The organism is Acididesulfobacillus acetoxydans (assembly GCF_902729405.1).
In the GTDB taxonomy this organism is placed as follows: Bacteria; Bacillota; Desulfitobacteriia; order Desulfitobacteriales; family Desulfitobacteriaceae; genus Acididesulfobacillus; species Acididesulfobacillus acetoxydans.
In genome coordinates this window covers 4,411,288-4,426,261 of record NZ_LR746496.1, presented here as the reverse complement: position 1 = coordinate 4,426,261, position 14,974 = coordinate 4,411,288, and the positions used below count along the sequence as shown (strand labels likewise).

Below are 14,974 nucleotides of genomic sequence, written 5' to 3'. Positions count from 1 at the left end.
GGGATACAATGAACAGTTACGAAGACATCTACAAATACACAGAAAAGGTATTGGAGCTCATTGCAAAACCGGTAATTAATCAGAAGGAGGTAGAATGGGTAAAAAAGGAGACAATAAACGGGTTCCGTGAGTATGTAAATCCGGGTTTTCTTGAGTACAGAAAATCGGTCACCTTAGGAGATTTGGAGGCCAGCGCTGTGGAATGGTCGGATTCCGGTCCGAACGGTTTTCGTGATGTGAACGGTAAGGAATATATCGACTGCCTGGGTGGATTCGGAATATACAACGTGGGTCACCGCCATCCTAAGGTGCTTAAGGCAGTTACTGATCAACTAAACCGTCAGGCCTTGCACAGTCAGGATTTACTGGATCCTCTGCGGGCAATGTTAATGAGGATCTTAGCGGATATAACACCGGGTGAATTGAAGTATTCGTTTTTAACAAATAGTGGTACCGAGTCGGTGGAGGCTGCAATAAAATTGGCTCGGGCGTACAATCGGACGAAGCCGACCATCATTGCCGCTACGAAGGCATTCCATGGCAAGAGTTTGGGTTCACTAGCGGGTACTGCCAAAGGGGTTTTCCGCCGTCCCTTTATGCCTATGCTCTCAGGTTTTCGCCATGTTCCTTTCGACGACTTAGATATGTTGTATAAAACGATGCAATCCTGTCAAATGGTTGGGGAAGACGTTGGCGCCGTCCTGCTGGAACCTATACAAGGTGAAGGTGGTGTCAACGTCCCGAGCGATGGTTATTTGCCGGGAGTGCGCGAATTGTGCGACGAATTTGGAGCGCTGCTTATTCTCGACGAAGTTCAAACTGGTATGGGACGTACAGGTAAAATGTTTTGTTGCGAACATTACGGAGTAGTTCCTGACGTTATGTGTTTAGCTAAAGCATTCGGTGGGGGTATCATGCCGGCGGGTGCTACAATCGCCACCGAAAAAGTATTTTCGGTTCTGTTCGAAAATCCGTTCTTGCACACTACAACTTTTGGTGGCAATCCATTGGCTTGTGCTGCGGCAATTGCCGCGATCAATGTCCTGATTGAAGAAAAACTACCCGAACGTGCAACCATAATGGGTGAATATATGCTGACAGGGTTGCGCAAAGCAGCAGAAGGGCATGAAAACTTACTGCCAGATGTACGCGGCAAGGGTTTGCTAATGGCTTTGGAATTCGTCGATAACAATATTGGTTTTGAAGTTGCCAAGCACATGTTTGATAATGGCGTCTTGGTGACCGGCACACTGATCAACGCTCAAGTGATTCGGGTAGAGCCTCCCCTCACCATCACGGAGAAAGAAGCGGACAGAGTATTTGAAGTGTTGAGCTATGCCTTAGATAAAGTAAGTGTAGGGTAGCATCCGTCACCCGCATGTCAAGCCTTGCCCTGGGGTCAACTGGGGCATCAGCCGTAATCTCATTCCGGTGTCAACACACTGATGTTTGGTGCAATGAACGCGATAGTGTTGGAAATATGTTGCTATTGTGAGTTGGCTGGGTTTGCGTCCTTTTGGTAATCAGGGAATAGCTTTGATTATAGGGGGTTGTTATTAATGAACGATGTGTTAAAAAACCTAAGGCGGGCGGGGGATAGGACGTTTCTTATGTATATTGACGGTGAATGGGTTTCTTCATCGGACGGGCAAAGCGAGGAACTCGTGGACCCGGGGACGGGAGAGATCCTTGGTTCTGTCACCGTTGGAACCACGGACGACGCTGAGCGCGCAATCCGCGCGGCCAGACGCGCGTTTGATCAGGATGGGTGGCCGGAGACGTCGGCCCAAGAACGTGCGCGCCTCTTGTTTAAGTTGGCGGATGCGATCGAAGCGATCGCTCCGGAGTTAGCGACCCTGGAAACTTTGTCGAACGGGAAGCCTTTGCGGGAAGCGGAATTCGATGTCGCGGATGCCGCTGGTTGCTTCCGTTACTATGCCGGCTTAGCCACGAAACCTCACGGACAGACCTTCGATGTTTCCGCTCCGTCCCAATCCTTTGTGGTGAGGGAACCGGTTGGGGTTTGCGGGCAAATCGTTCCTTGGAATTTTCCGCTCCTGATGTGCGCATGGAAGTTAGCTCCGGCACTGGCGGCCGGTAACGTCAGTGTCTTAAAACCCGCCAGTTGGACCCCGTTGACAGCTTTGCGTTTAGGGACGCTGATCGAACAGGCCGGATTTCCCAAGGGTGTGGTGAACATTCTCTTAGGACCCGGTTCCAGCGTCGGTCAGTACTTGGCGGAGAGCCCTTTGGTGGACATGATTGCCCTGACCGGAGGTACGGATACGGGACGCAAGGTAATGAAGGCCGCGGCGAGTAATATCAAGAAAGTGGCTCTCGAGTTGGGGGGAAAATCACCGAATATCGTATTTGCGGATGCTGACTTTGAAGTGGCCGTAGACTATGCGCTTTATGGGATTTACGTCAACGCCGGGCAAGTATGCTCAGCCGGCTCCCGCCTCCTAGTTGAAGCATCTGTGCACGACCGGTTTGTCGAGAGGCTGGTTGAGCGGGCCAGGCAGATCCGAGTGGGCTATGGTCTTGACGCTGAGACGGAAATGGGACCCCTCGTTTCAGCGCAGCACTTAGAGAAGGTCCAGAGCTATATTGAGGTAGGTCAGGCAGAAGGAGCCAGGTTACTTTGTGGGGGGAAGCGGCCGAATGGGGAACTGGGCAAGCGGGGAAATTATCTGCTGCCGACGATTTTTACCAATACCCGTCCTGAGATGCGAATAGTTCAAGAGGAAATCTTTGGGCCGGTGCTTGTGATCCAAACTTTCAAAGATGAAGAGGATGCCGTGAGGATCGCCAATGATTGCGCTTATGGGCTGGCCGGCGCGGTATTTACCCAAGACATTAGCAAAGCCCATCGGGTCATTAAGAAACTGCGCGCCGGAATCACTTGGATCAATACCTATCACCCCACGTATAATGAAGCCCCTTGGGGCGGGTATAAGCAATCGGGCATTGGCCGCGAGCTTGGCACGTTTGGGTATGAAGAATATACCGAGGTTAAGCAGATAAACGTCAATCTGGCGGTCGAGCCGACGGGCTGGTTCCGGCATTAAAGGCTGGTAATAGAAAAAAGAAAGTGTAAATTCCTACCTGAAGGAATAAAGCTCCCGTTTGCACGTTAGCGAGCGGGCTTTTTTTCAAAATGGCCGCGCCGCTAGCGAAAGCTTGTAGGCTCTTGTAGGCTTAGGAAGTCCGGCTTTCCACTTGGGATTGCCGTTGTTCGGATCCGTCTGGGTTTATGGAGGAAAAAAGCTGAGTACGAGAGTCAGCGGCCTATTTGTCAGGAGGTGTGGAGTGTGAGCTTGGAAAAGGCGTTTCGCGAAATCTATTTTGGGGTTATGACGGTCGATTCAAAAGGATGTATCCTGGCCGCTAACAAGGCCGCGGACAATCTTCTAAAGAGCCCAGGTCAGCTTACGGGTCAGTCGGTAAACAGCATCCTGCCTTGTTCCGGGATTAAGCAGACATTAGCTACGGGTAAGGCTGTATGGCGGGAGAGAGTGCTTGTTGACGGTCGTGTCTTGGTTTTCTACCACCAACCCCTGTTCGAGGAAAATACATTCCATGGGGCGGTGACCTCTTTTCTGGATATTACCGAGTGGGATGTTTTAGCTCAGGAACTAGAGTCGGCCAAACAACTTAACCGTGAACTCGAGGCCATTTTCGATGCTTCATACGACGAGATATTTGTGACGGACGGTCAAGGCTACGCCCTTCGCGTAAACAAAGCCGGCCAACGCTTTTATGGTCTTGACGAAGCGGAGATCATCGGTAAGCATGTGAGTATCCTGGAAGAGCGGGGTCTCTTTTCACCGAGCATTACACCTGAGGTGATCAAGCAGAAGAAACGGCTGACTTCGGTTCAGCTTACGAAAAATGGTCAGAGGATTATCGTAACGGGTAATCCCGTCTTTGATGAAAAAGGCGAAATTACTCGCATTGTTACGAATTCGAGGGATATTACTGAACTGAGTAACCTACGGCAGCGGCTGGAAGAAAGCGAAAAATTAATGGACCGTTACCGTAGCGAAATCATAAAATTGCGCCAAGAAAGAATCAAAATGACGGATGTGGTCAGTGGAAGCCCGGCCATGCAGAGCATTTTGGAACTGGTGGAAAAGGTGGCGAGGGTGGATTCCACGGTGTTGATCGAAGGAGAATCGGGGGTTGGCAAAGGAGTTCTGGCGTCAAGAATCCATCATTTCAGTAAACGCGGTGCTGGACCTTTGATTACGATTAACTGTGGCGCTATCCCGGAAAATCTAATGGAATCTGAGCTATTTGGCTACGAAGCCGGGGCCTTCACCGGGGCCAAGAAGGACGGCAAAAAGGGGCTTCTCGAAACGGCCGAGGGTGGCACTGTTTTCTTGGACGAAATTACTGAACTGCCCCTCAAGCTCCAAGTAAAGCTGCTAGACGTCATACAAGCAAAAAAGGTTACTCGTGTGGGCGGGAACCATCCGGTTGAAGTTAATGTACGCATTATAACGGCGACGAACCGTGATATCAAGAAACTGGTCAAAGAGAATAGATTTCGCGAGGACTTGTACTATCGCTTAAATGTCGTTCCTCTGGTTGTACCGCCCCTGCGCCAGCGCAGGGAAGACATTCCGCCCCTGGTCGAGTATTTCCTAGCCGCTTTTATGAGCAAGTACGAGCTGCGCAAGCGGATTTCCTCGGAGGCACTGGACTATCTGGTCGCGTACAAGTGGCCAGGCAACGTACGGGAGCTGGAGAATTTAATCGAACGGCTTCTTGTGACCGTGGATTCCCCGGAAATCCTCCCTCTGCACCTGCCGGACTACGTCCTGCAAGGTGAGGATAGTAATGAAAAACTCATGGTTTTGGATATTTTGCCGTTGAGAGAGGCCATGGAGGAGTTGGAACGACAACTTCTGAGAATCGCATTGGGCCGTTTTCACAATACCTACCGCATGGCGGAAGCTTTGCAAGTTAATCAATCGACGATTGTACGAAAATTGCATCGCTACGGGATTCTCAAGCAGCAATATGGAAGATCTCGTTATGGGGTATGTAACAACTAATCCATTAACCTAACGCAAGGGTGTCCACCTACACTTCTGAATTTTGCTCCCAGGGGCCGCTTTCGCTTCCGGGGAACCTTGAATGCGCTTCGGCATGCGAAAAGGGCGCAAGCGCATTAAGGACGGAACAGATAAGAAAAGCGACGGCGCCGGCAAGGCGCTTTTGCGGGATAAATAGAAGCACCCACGACTCTGTTGCTGTTGGCACGCAGATTGCAAAGTATTCTGTCATAACGATTTAAACGAAGGGTGTGTTGGTTATGACGGAAACATTGAATTCATTTGCCATGGCCCAACGACAGATCAAGACGGCTATCCATAAACTTGGACTTGCCGGCAGCGTGTATGAACTGCTCAAAGAGCCGAAACGGACCCTAACTGTTTTAGTACCGGTGAAAATGGACAATGGCGGGATCAAGGTTTTTACAGGCTATCGGGTGGTGCACAATGATGCGTTAGGGCCCGGAAAAGGAGGGATCCGTTTCCACCCAGAGGTTTCTTTAGACGAGGTCAAGGCACTGGCCACATGGATGACGTTTAAATGTGCGGTGGTAGGAATTTCTTATGGCGGAGCCAAGGGCGGAGTTATGGTGGATCCCAAACAACTCTCCCGCTCCGAAATGGAGAGATTGAGCAGGGCTTATGTGCAGGCTATTGCCCCGCTGATTGGGCCGGAAAAGGACATTCCGGCTCCGGATGTTAATACCAATCCTCAGATTATGTCCTGGATGATGGATGAGTTCAGTATTATTCAGCAGCATAATTCCTTTGGTGTGATCACGGGCAAACCCCTGATAATCGGTGGTTCGGCGGGTCGGGTTCCGGCTACGGCACAAGGTATGGTTTACGTGCTGGAAGAAGCGATGCAGGCATTGAAGTTAACCTTAGAGGGAGCGAATGTGGTCATTCAGGGCTACGGAAATGCGGGCAGTTACGCGGCCAAGATCCTTTTCGACAAGAAGGCAAAAATCGTCGCAGTCAGTGATAGCCAGGGAGGGATTTATAATCCTAAGGGGCTTAATCCCTTCAAGATCAGTGAACACAAAGCGGCAACTGGGTCGGTGATCAATTATTTAGGGGCAAAAACCATTACCAATGCCGAGTTGTTAACCTTGCCCTGTGATGTTTTGGTGCCTTCGGCTTTAGAAAATCAGATCACAGATCAAAATGCCGCGGGAATCAAGGCGAAAATTATTATAGAAGCGGCGAACGGACCCACTACCCCGGAAGCCGACAGGATATTGGTGGATAAAGGCATATGGGTTGTGCCGGATATCTTGGCTAATGCCGGTGGGGTGACGGTTTCATATTTCGAGTGGGTGCAAAATAACATGGGTTATTATTGGGCCGAAGAGGAGGTCGAGAAACACCTTAGACGCATCATGAAAGAAGCTTTCCATAGGGTTTATGATCTTTACCGCGAGTACCCCGACATCGATATGCGGGCGGCCGCCTATATGTTAGCGGTCAAGAGAGTGAGCGAAGCGATGCAGGTTCGTGGCTGGCTCGGAGAAGTCGAGGCTGAACAGGAAACTGTTAAAATAAGCGCCAAGTAAGGTGTGACTTCGGCTAGGCCGGATAGATAGCTTGATTCCATCGTCAGGCTTCCACTTCTACAACTGAGAGCGGGTCCCGCGCATCCTCCTTCGGTGGGGGTAGATTTTGGTAGACTCCCCCACCGAAGACTCAATGTTCAGCTTAAGCACAACAGGTTCACTGTGTTTTCTTTGGGAAGGAGTATGAATATGCCGAACAGAGAAATACCGGGGCCAAAATCGCAGGCTCTCTTGGAGAAAAAAAACAAGTATGTGGCTCGTGGCATTGCCCACGGCGTGCCCATCTTCATTGAGCGGGCCGAGGGTGCGTGCCTTACCGATGTGGATGGTAATGAATACATCGATTTTTACGGAGGTATTGGCGTTTTGAACGCCGGTCACTGTCCCCCGCCGGTCGTCCAAGCGATCAAAGAGCAGGCGGATAAGCTGCTTCACAGCTGTTTTATGATCACGATGTACGAAGGTTTTGTTTCTCTGGCGGAGAAACTGGCCCAGATTACCCCCGGAAATTATGAGAAAAAGACGGTGCTCGTTAACAGCGGGGCGGAGTCCGTTGAAAGCGCCGTGAAAATCGCACGGGCGGCGACGAAGAAGAGCGGCCTTGTGGCCTTGGAGATGGCCTTCCACGGGCGGACCAACCTGGCCATGGCTTTAACGAGCAAGGTGAAGCCTTATAAGTATGGCTTCGGCCCCTTTGCGCCGGAAGTTTACAAGCTGCCTTCCGCTTACTGTTATCGCTGTTATTACCAGGCCTCTTATCCCGGTTGCGGGCTGCATTGTCTGGAGCAGTTCGAACGGTTTTTTGCGGCCGAGGCGGATCCGGACGGAATCGCGGCTGTGATTGCCGAACCGGTGCAGGGAGAAGGCGGATTTATTGTGCCTCCGCCGGAGTTCTTACCCGGGGTAGAGAAGATTGCCAGGAAGCATGGTATACTCTTTATTGTGGATGAGGTTCAGACGGGTTTCGGCCGGACGGGGAAGATGTTTGCCTCTGAACATTACGGCCTGGAGCCGGATCTGATGACGATGGCAAAATCGCTCGCCTCCGGCTTGCCGCTCAGCGCGGTGACGGGAAAAAGCGAAATCATGGACGCTCCCGGCCCCGGCGGACTGGGGGGAACTTACGCGGGTAATCCTTTGGCTTGTGCGGCGGCCTTAGCGACGATCGACTACATCGAACGGGAGAGACTGGCGGAGCGGGCGGCTGAGATTGGGGCCAAGGTCATGGAGCGCCTGCGGCGGCTGCAAGAGAAATACTCCCTGATCGGGGATGTGCGCGGTTTGGGGGCTATGACGGCAATCGAGTTGGTGCAAGATCGCCGAACCAAAGAACCCGCCAAGAAAGAAACCGCTCAGGTCATTGAGGAGTGTGCCAGGCAAGGCCTTATCATTATCGGGGCGGGAGTCTTCGGCAACGTGGTGCGGATGTTGATGCCGCTGGTGATTACGGATGCCGAGTTGGAGCAAGGGTTGGATATTCTGGAATCGGCTCTGAATAAGGTGGAGAAAGCGCGGGGAACCCAAGTCGCTCGCTGAACTTACATGCTAAAGGAAAAGGACCGCTGGCGACCAATTATGCCGATGTTTTCCGCCTGGGCGCAAATATTTGAGGAAAGGATAGATGAGTTTACGGTCGGTAAGCAGGCAAGTTGGCGCGCTCAGGTCAGAGACAGGATAGTATACAAGAAAGGGGTCTGGAAATGAAGGGGTTTTTCGGCAAACTGCTGCGGATTGACTTGACGCGAAAGACCTATGTGCAGGAGCTTATTCCGGACGAGGTATTTTTTCGCTATCTTGGGGGAAAAGGGCTGGGTTCATACCTTCTTTTGAAAGAGGTACCGGGGGGCGTTGACCCGTTGTCAGCCGACAATAAATTGATCTTTGTTGTCGGTCCGGCCACCGGGGTGGACATGTGGGGATCCAGCCGTTATGGGGCGTATAGCAAATCGCCGCAGACGGGCTTTTACGGGGAATCTTATGCAGGCGGAAAAGTCGCTCCCCAGATACACGGCACAGGGTATGATGCCATTATCCTCCAAGGAGTTTCGGCAGACCCCGTTTTCCTGGAGATTAATGAGACTGCGGTCATTTTCCACGCTGCGGCACATCTCTGGGGCAAAGACACTTATACCACTGAGGATGAGGTTTTGGCCCAAGTGGGCGTGCCCCAGGCTCAGGCAGTCGTGATCGGGCCGGCGGGGGAGAATTTGGTGCGCTTCGCCTGTATTGAAAACAACTATTGGCGTTCGGCGGGGCGGACGGGGATGGGGGCGGTCATGGGTTCAAAAAGGGTCAAAGGGATTGTTTTCTATGGAGGGGCGGCTTGCGAGATCGCCGAACCCGAGCGGGTCAAAACTTTGCTCAAGAATATCGCGGCCAAAGCGAAGAACAATGCGGGCGTCAAGAATTACCAGAAATACGGCACGACCCAGATGGTGAAGACGATGAATTTGGCGGAGACTTTTCCGACTCAGTACTGGTCAGAGGGGGTCTACGAGCATTGGCCGGAAATCAGCGGCGACTCTCTGCTAGAAAAACAGGAGGTCAAGACAACCGCCTGTCCCCATTGTTTTTTGGCTTGCGGCAAACTGAGCAAAGTGCGTTCGGGACGCCATCAGGGACTCAAGGTGGAAGGGCCGGAATATGAGACCATTTTTGCGTTTGGTGGGTTGTGCCAGATTAGTGATCTGGCGGAAATCATCCACCTCAATGACCTCTGTGATCGCTTGGGCATGGATACGATTACAGCGGCAAACTTGGCCGCTTTTACCATGGAAGCCGTGAAAATGGGGAAAATAGAGGCTGAGCTCGCTTACGGGGATGCGGCCGCGGTGGCCGCTTTGCTGTACGACATAGCAGGGCGGCGGGGACTGGGAGCCGTTCTGGCGCAAGGGATCAAGCAAGCTGCACAAGTCTGGCATATGGAGGATATGGCCATCCATGTCAAAGGTTTGGAGCCGCCGGGCTATGATCCAAGGGTTTTAAAGGGGATGGGGTTAGCGTACGCTACTTCGACGCGTGGAGCCTGTCACCTCAGAGCCACTTTTTACAAGGCTGAGTTGGGTGGGCTGATCGACCCGGGGATCGTAGAGGGCAAAGCAGAACTCTTTATCGATTTTGAAAACCGGTTAACCCTATTTAACACCCAAATCCTTTGTGTCTTTTATCGAGACTTGATTCTCTGGCCGGACCTCGTGCAGTTAGTGAAAGGGATTACAGGCCGGGACTGCACGCAGGCGGAGTTGGAAGCGGCGGCTAACCGCATCGTGACGCTTACTCGGGTTTTCAACGCGCGGGAAGGGGCGACGAAGGACTTGGACACCCTCCCGGCCCGCTTGTTTCGGGAACCCATCAACGAGGGAGCAAACAGGATCACCCCAAAGGAACTCCAGTACATGGTTGATAATTACTATCGCTTAAGAGGCTGGGATGACCAAGGCTACCCCTTGACCGATGAAATCAATAAGGCGACGGCAGATGTTATTTGATGTCGAGGGAGCTTGGAAACGGGAGTTGAGACCGTGATTACAATGGAATCCCGGGAAGGAAAAACACTAGCAAAATCATCGCCAACTCCCCGCGAGGAAAGCCGTTCACAAATAAGCTGCAAGGAAGCCTCCGCTTTCAGGTGAGGAGGAATTGCTGCTCGCCAATGCTCTGGGCGCGAACCGCAGCCTGCCCGGAGGGGCACCATTGTTCCCATGCGGCCCAGGACTAAAGGGGAAACTGATAATAAAACTGATAATAAAGGGGAAGGTTAGGCAGGTATTTTCTCTACGGGAGCAGTATACTAAGGCAAGTAGAGTAAGGGATAGGTTGCCGCAACCCAAATTAAACAAAATCAACTTGGAGGTGCACTGTATGGAAATGAACGCGATGGCTTTTGATAAATTTGCACGTGAGGTGTTTGCACCGACCTATCCTCTGATAGCGGCGCAGATCAAGGAACGAACAGGCATCACTGAGGGAGTATGTTTAGATATCGGCTGCGGTGGCGGGTACCTGGGTATTGCCTTAGCCAAAATCACAGATCTTAGCGTCAACTTGCTGGATAATAATCATGACATGCTGAGAATTGCCAGAAAAAACATCATCGACCTTGGTTTAAACGCAAGGGTCCAAACTCTTCTTGGTGACGTGGATGAGATCCCGTTGGAAAATCAAGCTGTGAACCTGGCTGTCAGTAGGGGATCTATGTTTTTGTGGAAAGATCGCAAAAAGGCATTCCTAGAAATTTACAGGGTCCTCGCGTCGGGAGGGGTGGCATACATTGGCATGGGCTTTGGCACTGCTGAGCTACAAGAGGACATTACCGCCAAGATGGCAGAAGCGGACAAGGATTGGGTCAAAAAGGCAAAAACCATTATGGGAGAACAGTCCGTCCAAGATTTTCGTAAAATATTAGAAGAGGCACAAATACCGGCTTTCGAGATAGCGAGAGATAATATCGGCCTATGGATTACTATAAGGAAGCAAGCTCCTTTGCCGTAAAATTTGACATCAACAATTCCTTCGAATCCTGAGATAAAAGAACGTTCTAACCAAAAACCACGCTATCAAGTGCAGACGGCCCGGGGTAGGAGAGCGACGATTATTTGCCGGTCCCCCCAGGGGTGTGCTGTGGCAGATATGAAACAGGCCGCACGCATTGGTTTCTCGGCTGCTGGCCGGTGCAGTGTTTGTCTATGGCGTGGTTATCGTGGCTCATGCCCCCTAAATATGCTAAGATTGGCAGGACGAAATAGCTGGCGAAAATGAATGAAGCCAGGGAATCAACTTATATTGGCGGGAAGGGTCGATTGGGTATGCTGACAGTATAACGATTGGTCGATGAATTCGCCTTTGATGTTGTTGCAGGTTTTAAGGGCCTCGGCAAGGAGATTACGGATCCGACCTTAAAACGGCCCAGTGCGGAACTGGCGGGTTTTCTGACTTATCTTACTCCCTCCCGGCTTCAGGTCTACGGGCGTACGGAAATGGGTCTGATTGAACAGCTTGGACCGACGGTGCGGATGAATCATCTGGAGAAGGTGCTGGTGCCAGAGGTGCCGGGGCTTATTGTGACGCGCGGCCTTCCGGTCATTGAGGAACTTAGGGTTCTCGCCGACGAGCGGGAAATCCCCTTAATGACGACCAATAAGTCGACCACCCGTCTCTTTTTTGTGCTGATTCGCGTGACGAGAAGGATATCTATCATCTTTTCCCCGGAAATTGATCCATTTCTTACTATTGACTCGTATAATAATTTGTCAGGCAACCTTGCCGTTCACATGGGGAAGAGGCCGCCGAGGTAAGAGGGCACTTCATTAAAAAACGATTAGAAAATGATTAAAAAGCCCCAAATGCCTAAACCGTCCTTCTGTTTAGCCCGATATTTATTTTGTGGGACCGGCGAAAAAAATCGAGAGGAGGCTTAAAATGGTAATATCCGCCATAAGTGGTCAAGCGAACCCGTCCCCTAGTCTATTTAGCTCTCTGAACGCATCGAATGTGTCTATGACGGTTACTGCAAGTGATCCCACCCTCTTGGCGAGGCAGGCACAACAACTAACCAACCAAATAACCCAATTGCAGGGTAAGAATGGCAGCGCACAACAGGTGCAGAAGCTTCAGCAAGTGTTGCAGATGGTGAAGGATAGAATTCAGCAGCAGCAACGGCTTGCGCGGGAAAGACAAGCCGACATGCACTCGGCCGCGGCTCAGCCGGTAAGCAGTGGAAAGATGACAAACAATCTTAGCAGACACATCGACGTTCAAGCTTGACGGTGTCAAAGGGTTTTCTTGGCTTTTAATGGTCCTTTTGGGAATCCGTGTGCCGCGAAGGGGTCTTTTGCGGTATTCCTGTCTCTGAAACAAGCGCGTTAGAGCGGCAGTTCCACCCGGAAAACTGTCCCATGTCCTGTAACACTTTCCACACGGATGCGTCCCCCATGGGCCTCAACCAGGGATTTTACAATGGACAGGCCCAGACCGGTTCCACCTTGCTCACGGTTGCGGGATTTTTCACCCCGGTAAAACCGTTCAAAGACGTGGGGGAGATCTTGAGGTGAGATGCCGCTGCCGTTGTCGCGAACCTCCAGAACGAGAAAGGAACCAGAACCGAAAGCGCAGGCGGAGGTTTTTCCGGAAGACAGGTCTGAAGCGAAAGGATGGAGGATCAGTTCAATTTCCCCGGTCAAGGGGTCGGTGTAATGGACAGCGTTTTGAAAAAGGTTTAGAATGACTTGTTTTAGGTGTTGCTTGTCACAAGAGAGGCAGCTGGGGCCGTGAATTTCTACCTTCAGGGAGCGCTTTCCTGCCAGAAGGTGAAGTTCCGGCTCCATAGTTTTCAGCAGGTCGGCCAGTGAAGCTTCTTCTTTGTTCAAGGTGGGCTCACGGTCGAAACGGGCTAAGAGCAGAAGTTCATTCACAAGCTTGATCAGTCGTTCTGATTCCATCCGCATGCTTTGCAAGGCAGAATGCAGTTGATTCGGGTTGTCCTCAGCTCCAAGAAGGAGAACTTCGAGAAAGCCGTGCAAAGCGGTTAAAGGCGTGCGGAGTTCGTGCGAGGCATCGGCCACAAACCGCCTGAGCGTTTCCCGGGCTTCCTTTTCTCTAATGAAAGCTGTCTCCAATCGGGTAAGCAAGGAATTGAAGGAACGAGCGAGACGATTGAGCTCTTCCGTCTCCTGAGAGGGCAAGCGGTCCTGTAAAGTGCCTGCATCAATCCCTTCCAGAGATTGAATCATGCCGGACAGGGGAAAAAGCAAGCGGCGGATCAGGAAACTGAATGCCAAGCCGCCTAATAGGAGGGTGACCAGCGCTCCCAAACCATAGACGGCCATAGATCCGCGCAGAATGTCTTCCGTGGGCTTGAGGAAAGTGCTCGCCTGAATCAGATAGGCCGCTTCTCCGGGAGGACCAAAGCGTAAGAGTACGACCGTTTCCCGTCGCCCTTGATTGTCCAGGGCTATTCCGGACCAATCCGGTTTGCTGCCAGGCATAAAGAGGCTTTTGTATTGTTCGGGAGTTAGAACAGGGACAGAGTGCCGCTGATCTTCCCCGGGACGAAGAGGTTGCAGGGTACCGTCTTTGCCGACCAGGACCAGGGAAACGTCCGGACCCAAGAGTTTGGGCAAGGCGAATTGGGCGGCAGGGGAGCCGGCCGCAAGTTGATCCCAGACCTGGGGACCAACAGCGCGAATCTGATCTTGCAGATTTGCGGCGGCCGTGCGATTTAGGTATTCCTGCATGACGGTATACTCAAAGAGCCCCATGGTCAGGAGGAGGAGGGCAAGAAGCAAGAGAGAGCCGCTGAGCAGTCTGAAACGAAACGAGCGGAGCACCCTGCGGATCATTTTCCATCGGCCTCCTCATCTATTACGATCTGTTAGGGCATTCAACTACCCCTGACTAAAGTCAGAGGATTGCGGCTTTCCTCCACCGGGTCCGGCCCAGTATCATTGGAATCCACATCAGGGACGGTTGAAACGCGCCCCGTAATCGTCCGGTCCTGCCGGGCGACCAACGTTCTAAGCCTTACATTACGTCCGCCTACCAAGTCAGCATGCAGCGTATAACCGCAAGCTTCGCAGGTGAAGAGCAGTCCCTTTCCTGGCCGGTTGGTGTATGAGTATGCCGGTGTTAATACCGACATTAAGCTAATTCAACGCGATAGCCTGCTCCACGAAGCGTGCGAATGCGCTTGTGTTCCGTATCTCCAAGTTTTTCGCGCAGGGCGCGCACATAGACTTCCACAATATTTTCTTCCCCATTAAAATCATAGCCCCAGACCTCTTCCAGGATCTGTCGTTTACTCAATACCGCACCGTGGTTAATCAGCAGGTAGTAAAGGAGTTCATATTCTGTCGGAGATAGTTCGAGCAATGTCCCTCGGTAATGGATTTCACGTTTAGCCGCATCAAGCTGAAACAAGCCCAGGAACTGGATTCCCCCAAGTTCGGGGAATTGATTGCGCAGACGGGCTTGTATACGGGCCAGCAGCTCTTGGAAACTGAAGGGTTTGATCATGTAATCATCGGCTCCCAGGTTCAGACCGTGCACCCGATCGTCGACTTCATCGCGGGCCGTCAGCATAATCACGGCGGTGCGAATCTGAGACTTAAGTTGACGGCAGACCTCAAACCCGTTCATGCCTGGCATCATGATATCCAGGACCACCACGTGGGGTTGAAATTCCAGGGCTTGGTTGAGGGCAGCCACGCCGTCTTTAGCGGTGCGGACGATATAGCCTTCATTGCCGAGACCCATGTCGAGGAACTGGAGAATATTTGGCTCATCATCAATAACCAAAACGCGAAACCGGTTTAAGGCGGCCATTTCTTTACTCCTTCCCTTGTCTGCTTTCTCATCCGGTCA

General features: G+C 51.8%; 11 protein-coding genes. 9 read left to right on the top strand and 2 right to left on the bottom strand.

The features are described from left to right. Positions 1-8 precede the first annotated feature (8 nt). From MNU25_RS19605 to MNU25_RS19565, 9 genes are all read left to right on the top strand, one after another. On the top strand, positions 9-1,364 hold the full coding sequence (locus MNU25_RS19605) for a putrescine aminotransferase (RefSeq protein ID WP_240986604.1): 1,356 nt from the start codon (positions 9-11) through the stop codon (positions 1,362-1,364). A 195-nt stretch (positions 1,365-1,559) separates the two neighbouring features. Further along, a complete protein-coding gene (locus MNU25_RS19600) occupies positions 1,560-3,068 on the top strand; it encodes an aldehyde dehydrogenase family protein (RefSeq protein WP_240986603.1) in 1,509 nt (502 codons plus the stop codon). A 243-nt stretch (positions 3,069-3,311) separates the two neighbouring features. Then, on the top strand, positions 3,312-5,060 hold the full coding sequence (locus MNU25_RS19595) for a sigma 54-interacting transcriptional regulator (protein WP_306425069.1): 1,749 nt from the start codon (positions 3,312-3,314) through the stop codon (positions 5,058-5,060). Positions 5,061-5,320: 260 nt separating this feature from the next. Continuing rightward, positions 5,321-6,616, top strand: a complete 1,296-nt coding sequence (locus MNU25_RS19590; protein WP_240986602.1) for a Glu/Leu/Phe/Val family dehydrogenase — start codon at positions 5,321-5,323, stop codon at positions 6,614-6,616. Between the two features lie 189 nt (positions 6,617-6,805). Then, the gene (gabT, locus tag MNU25_RS19585; protein WP_240986601.1) at positions 6,806-8,152 is read left to right on the top strand and encodes a 4-aminobutyrate--2-oxoglutarate transaminase; all 1,347 of its coding nucleotides are present in this window, start codon (positions 6,806-6,808) and stop codon (positions 8,150-8,152) included. Between the two features lie 164 nt (positions 8,153-8,316). Continuing rightward, a complete protein-coding gene (locus tag MNU25_RS19580) occupies positions 8,317-10,104 on the top strand; it encodes an aldehyde ferredoxin oxidoreductase family protein (RefSeq protein ID WP_240986600.1) in 1,788 nt (595 codons plus the stop codon). Between the two features lie 373 nt (positions 10,105-10,477). Next, the gene (locus MNU25_RS19575) at positions 10,478-11,107 is read left to right on the top strand and encodes a class I SAM-dependent methyltransferase (protein WP_240986599.1); all 630 of its coding nucleotides are present in this window, start codon (positions 10,478-10,480) and stop codon (positions 11,105-11,107) included. A gap of 332 nt (positions 11,108-11,439) precedes the next feature. Then, complete coding sequence (locus tag MNU25_RS19570) at positions 11,440-11,910, top strand: hypothetical protein (protein ID WP_240986598.1); 471 nt, start codon at positions 11,440-11,442, stop codon at positions 11,908-11,910. A 124-nt stretch (positions 11,911-12,034) separates the two neighbouring features. Beyond that, entirely contained in the window at positions 12,035-12,379 is a 345-nt protein-coding gene (locus MNU25_RS19565; protein WP_240986597.1) for a hypothetical protein, read from the top strand. Positions 12,380-12,477: 98 nt separating this feature from the next. On the opposite strand, the gene MNU25_RS19560 is transcribed toward MNU25_RS19565, so the two are convergent. Together MNU25_RS19560 and MNU25_RS19555 are read right to left on the bottom strand one after the other, a co-directional pair. Continuing rightward, positions 12,478-13,953 carry a sensor histidine kinase gene (locus tag MNU25_RS19560; protein ID WP_240986596.1) on the bottom strand — a complete coding sequence of 492 codons (1,476 nt, stop codon included), beginning with the start codon at positions 13,951-13,953 and terminating at the stop codon, positions 12,478-12,480. A 298-nt stretch (positions 13,954-14,251) separates the two neighbouring features. Further along, positions 14,252-14,935, bottom strand: a complete 684-nt coding sequence (locus tag MNU25_RS19555; protein WP_240986595.1) for a response regulator transcription factor — start codon at positions 14,933-14,935, stop codon at positions 14,252-14,254. Between the last annotated feature and the right edge of the window lie 39 nt (positions 14,936-14,974).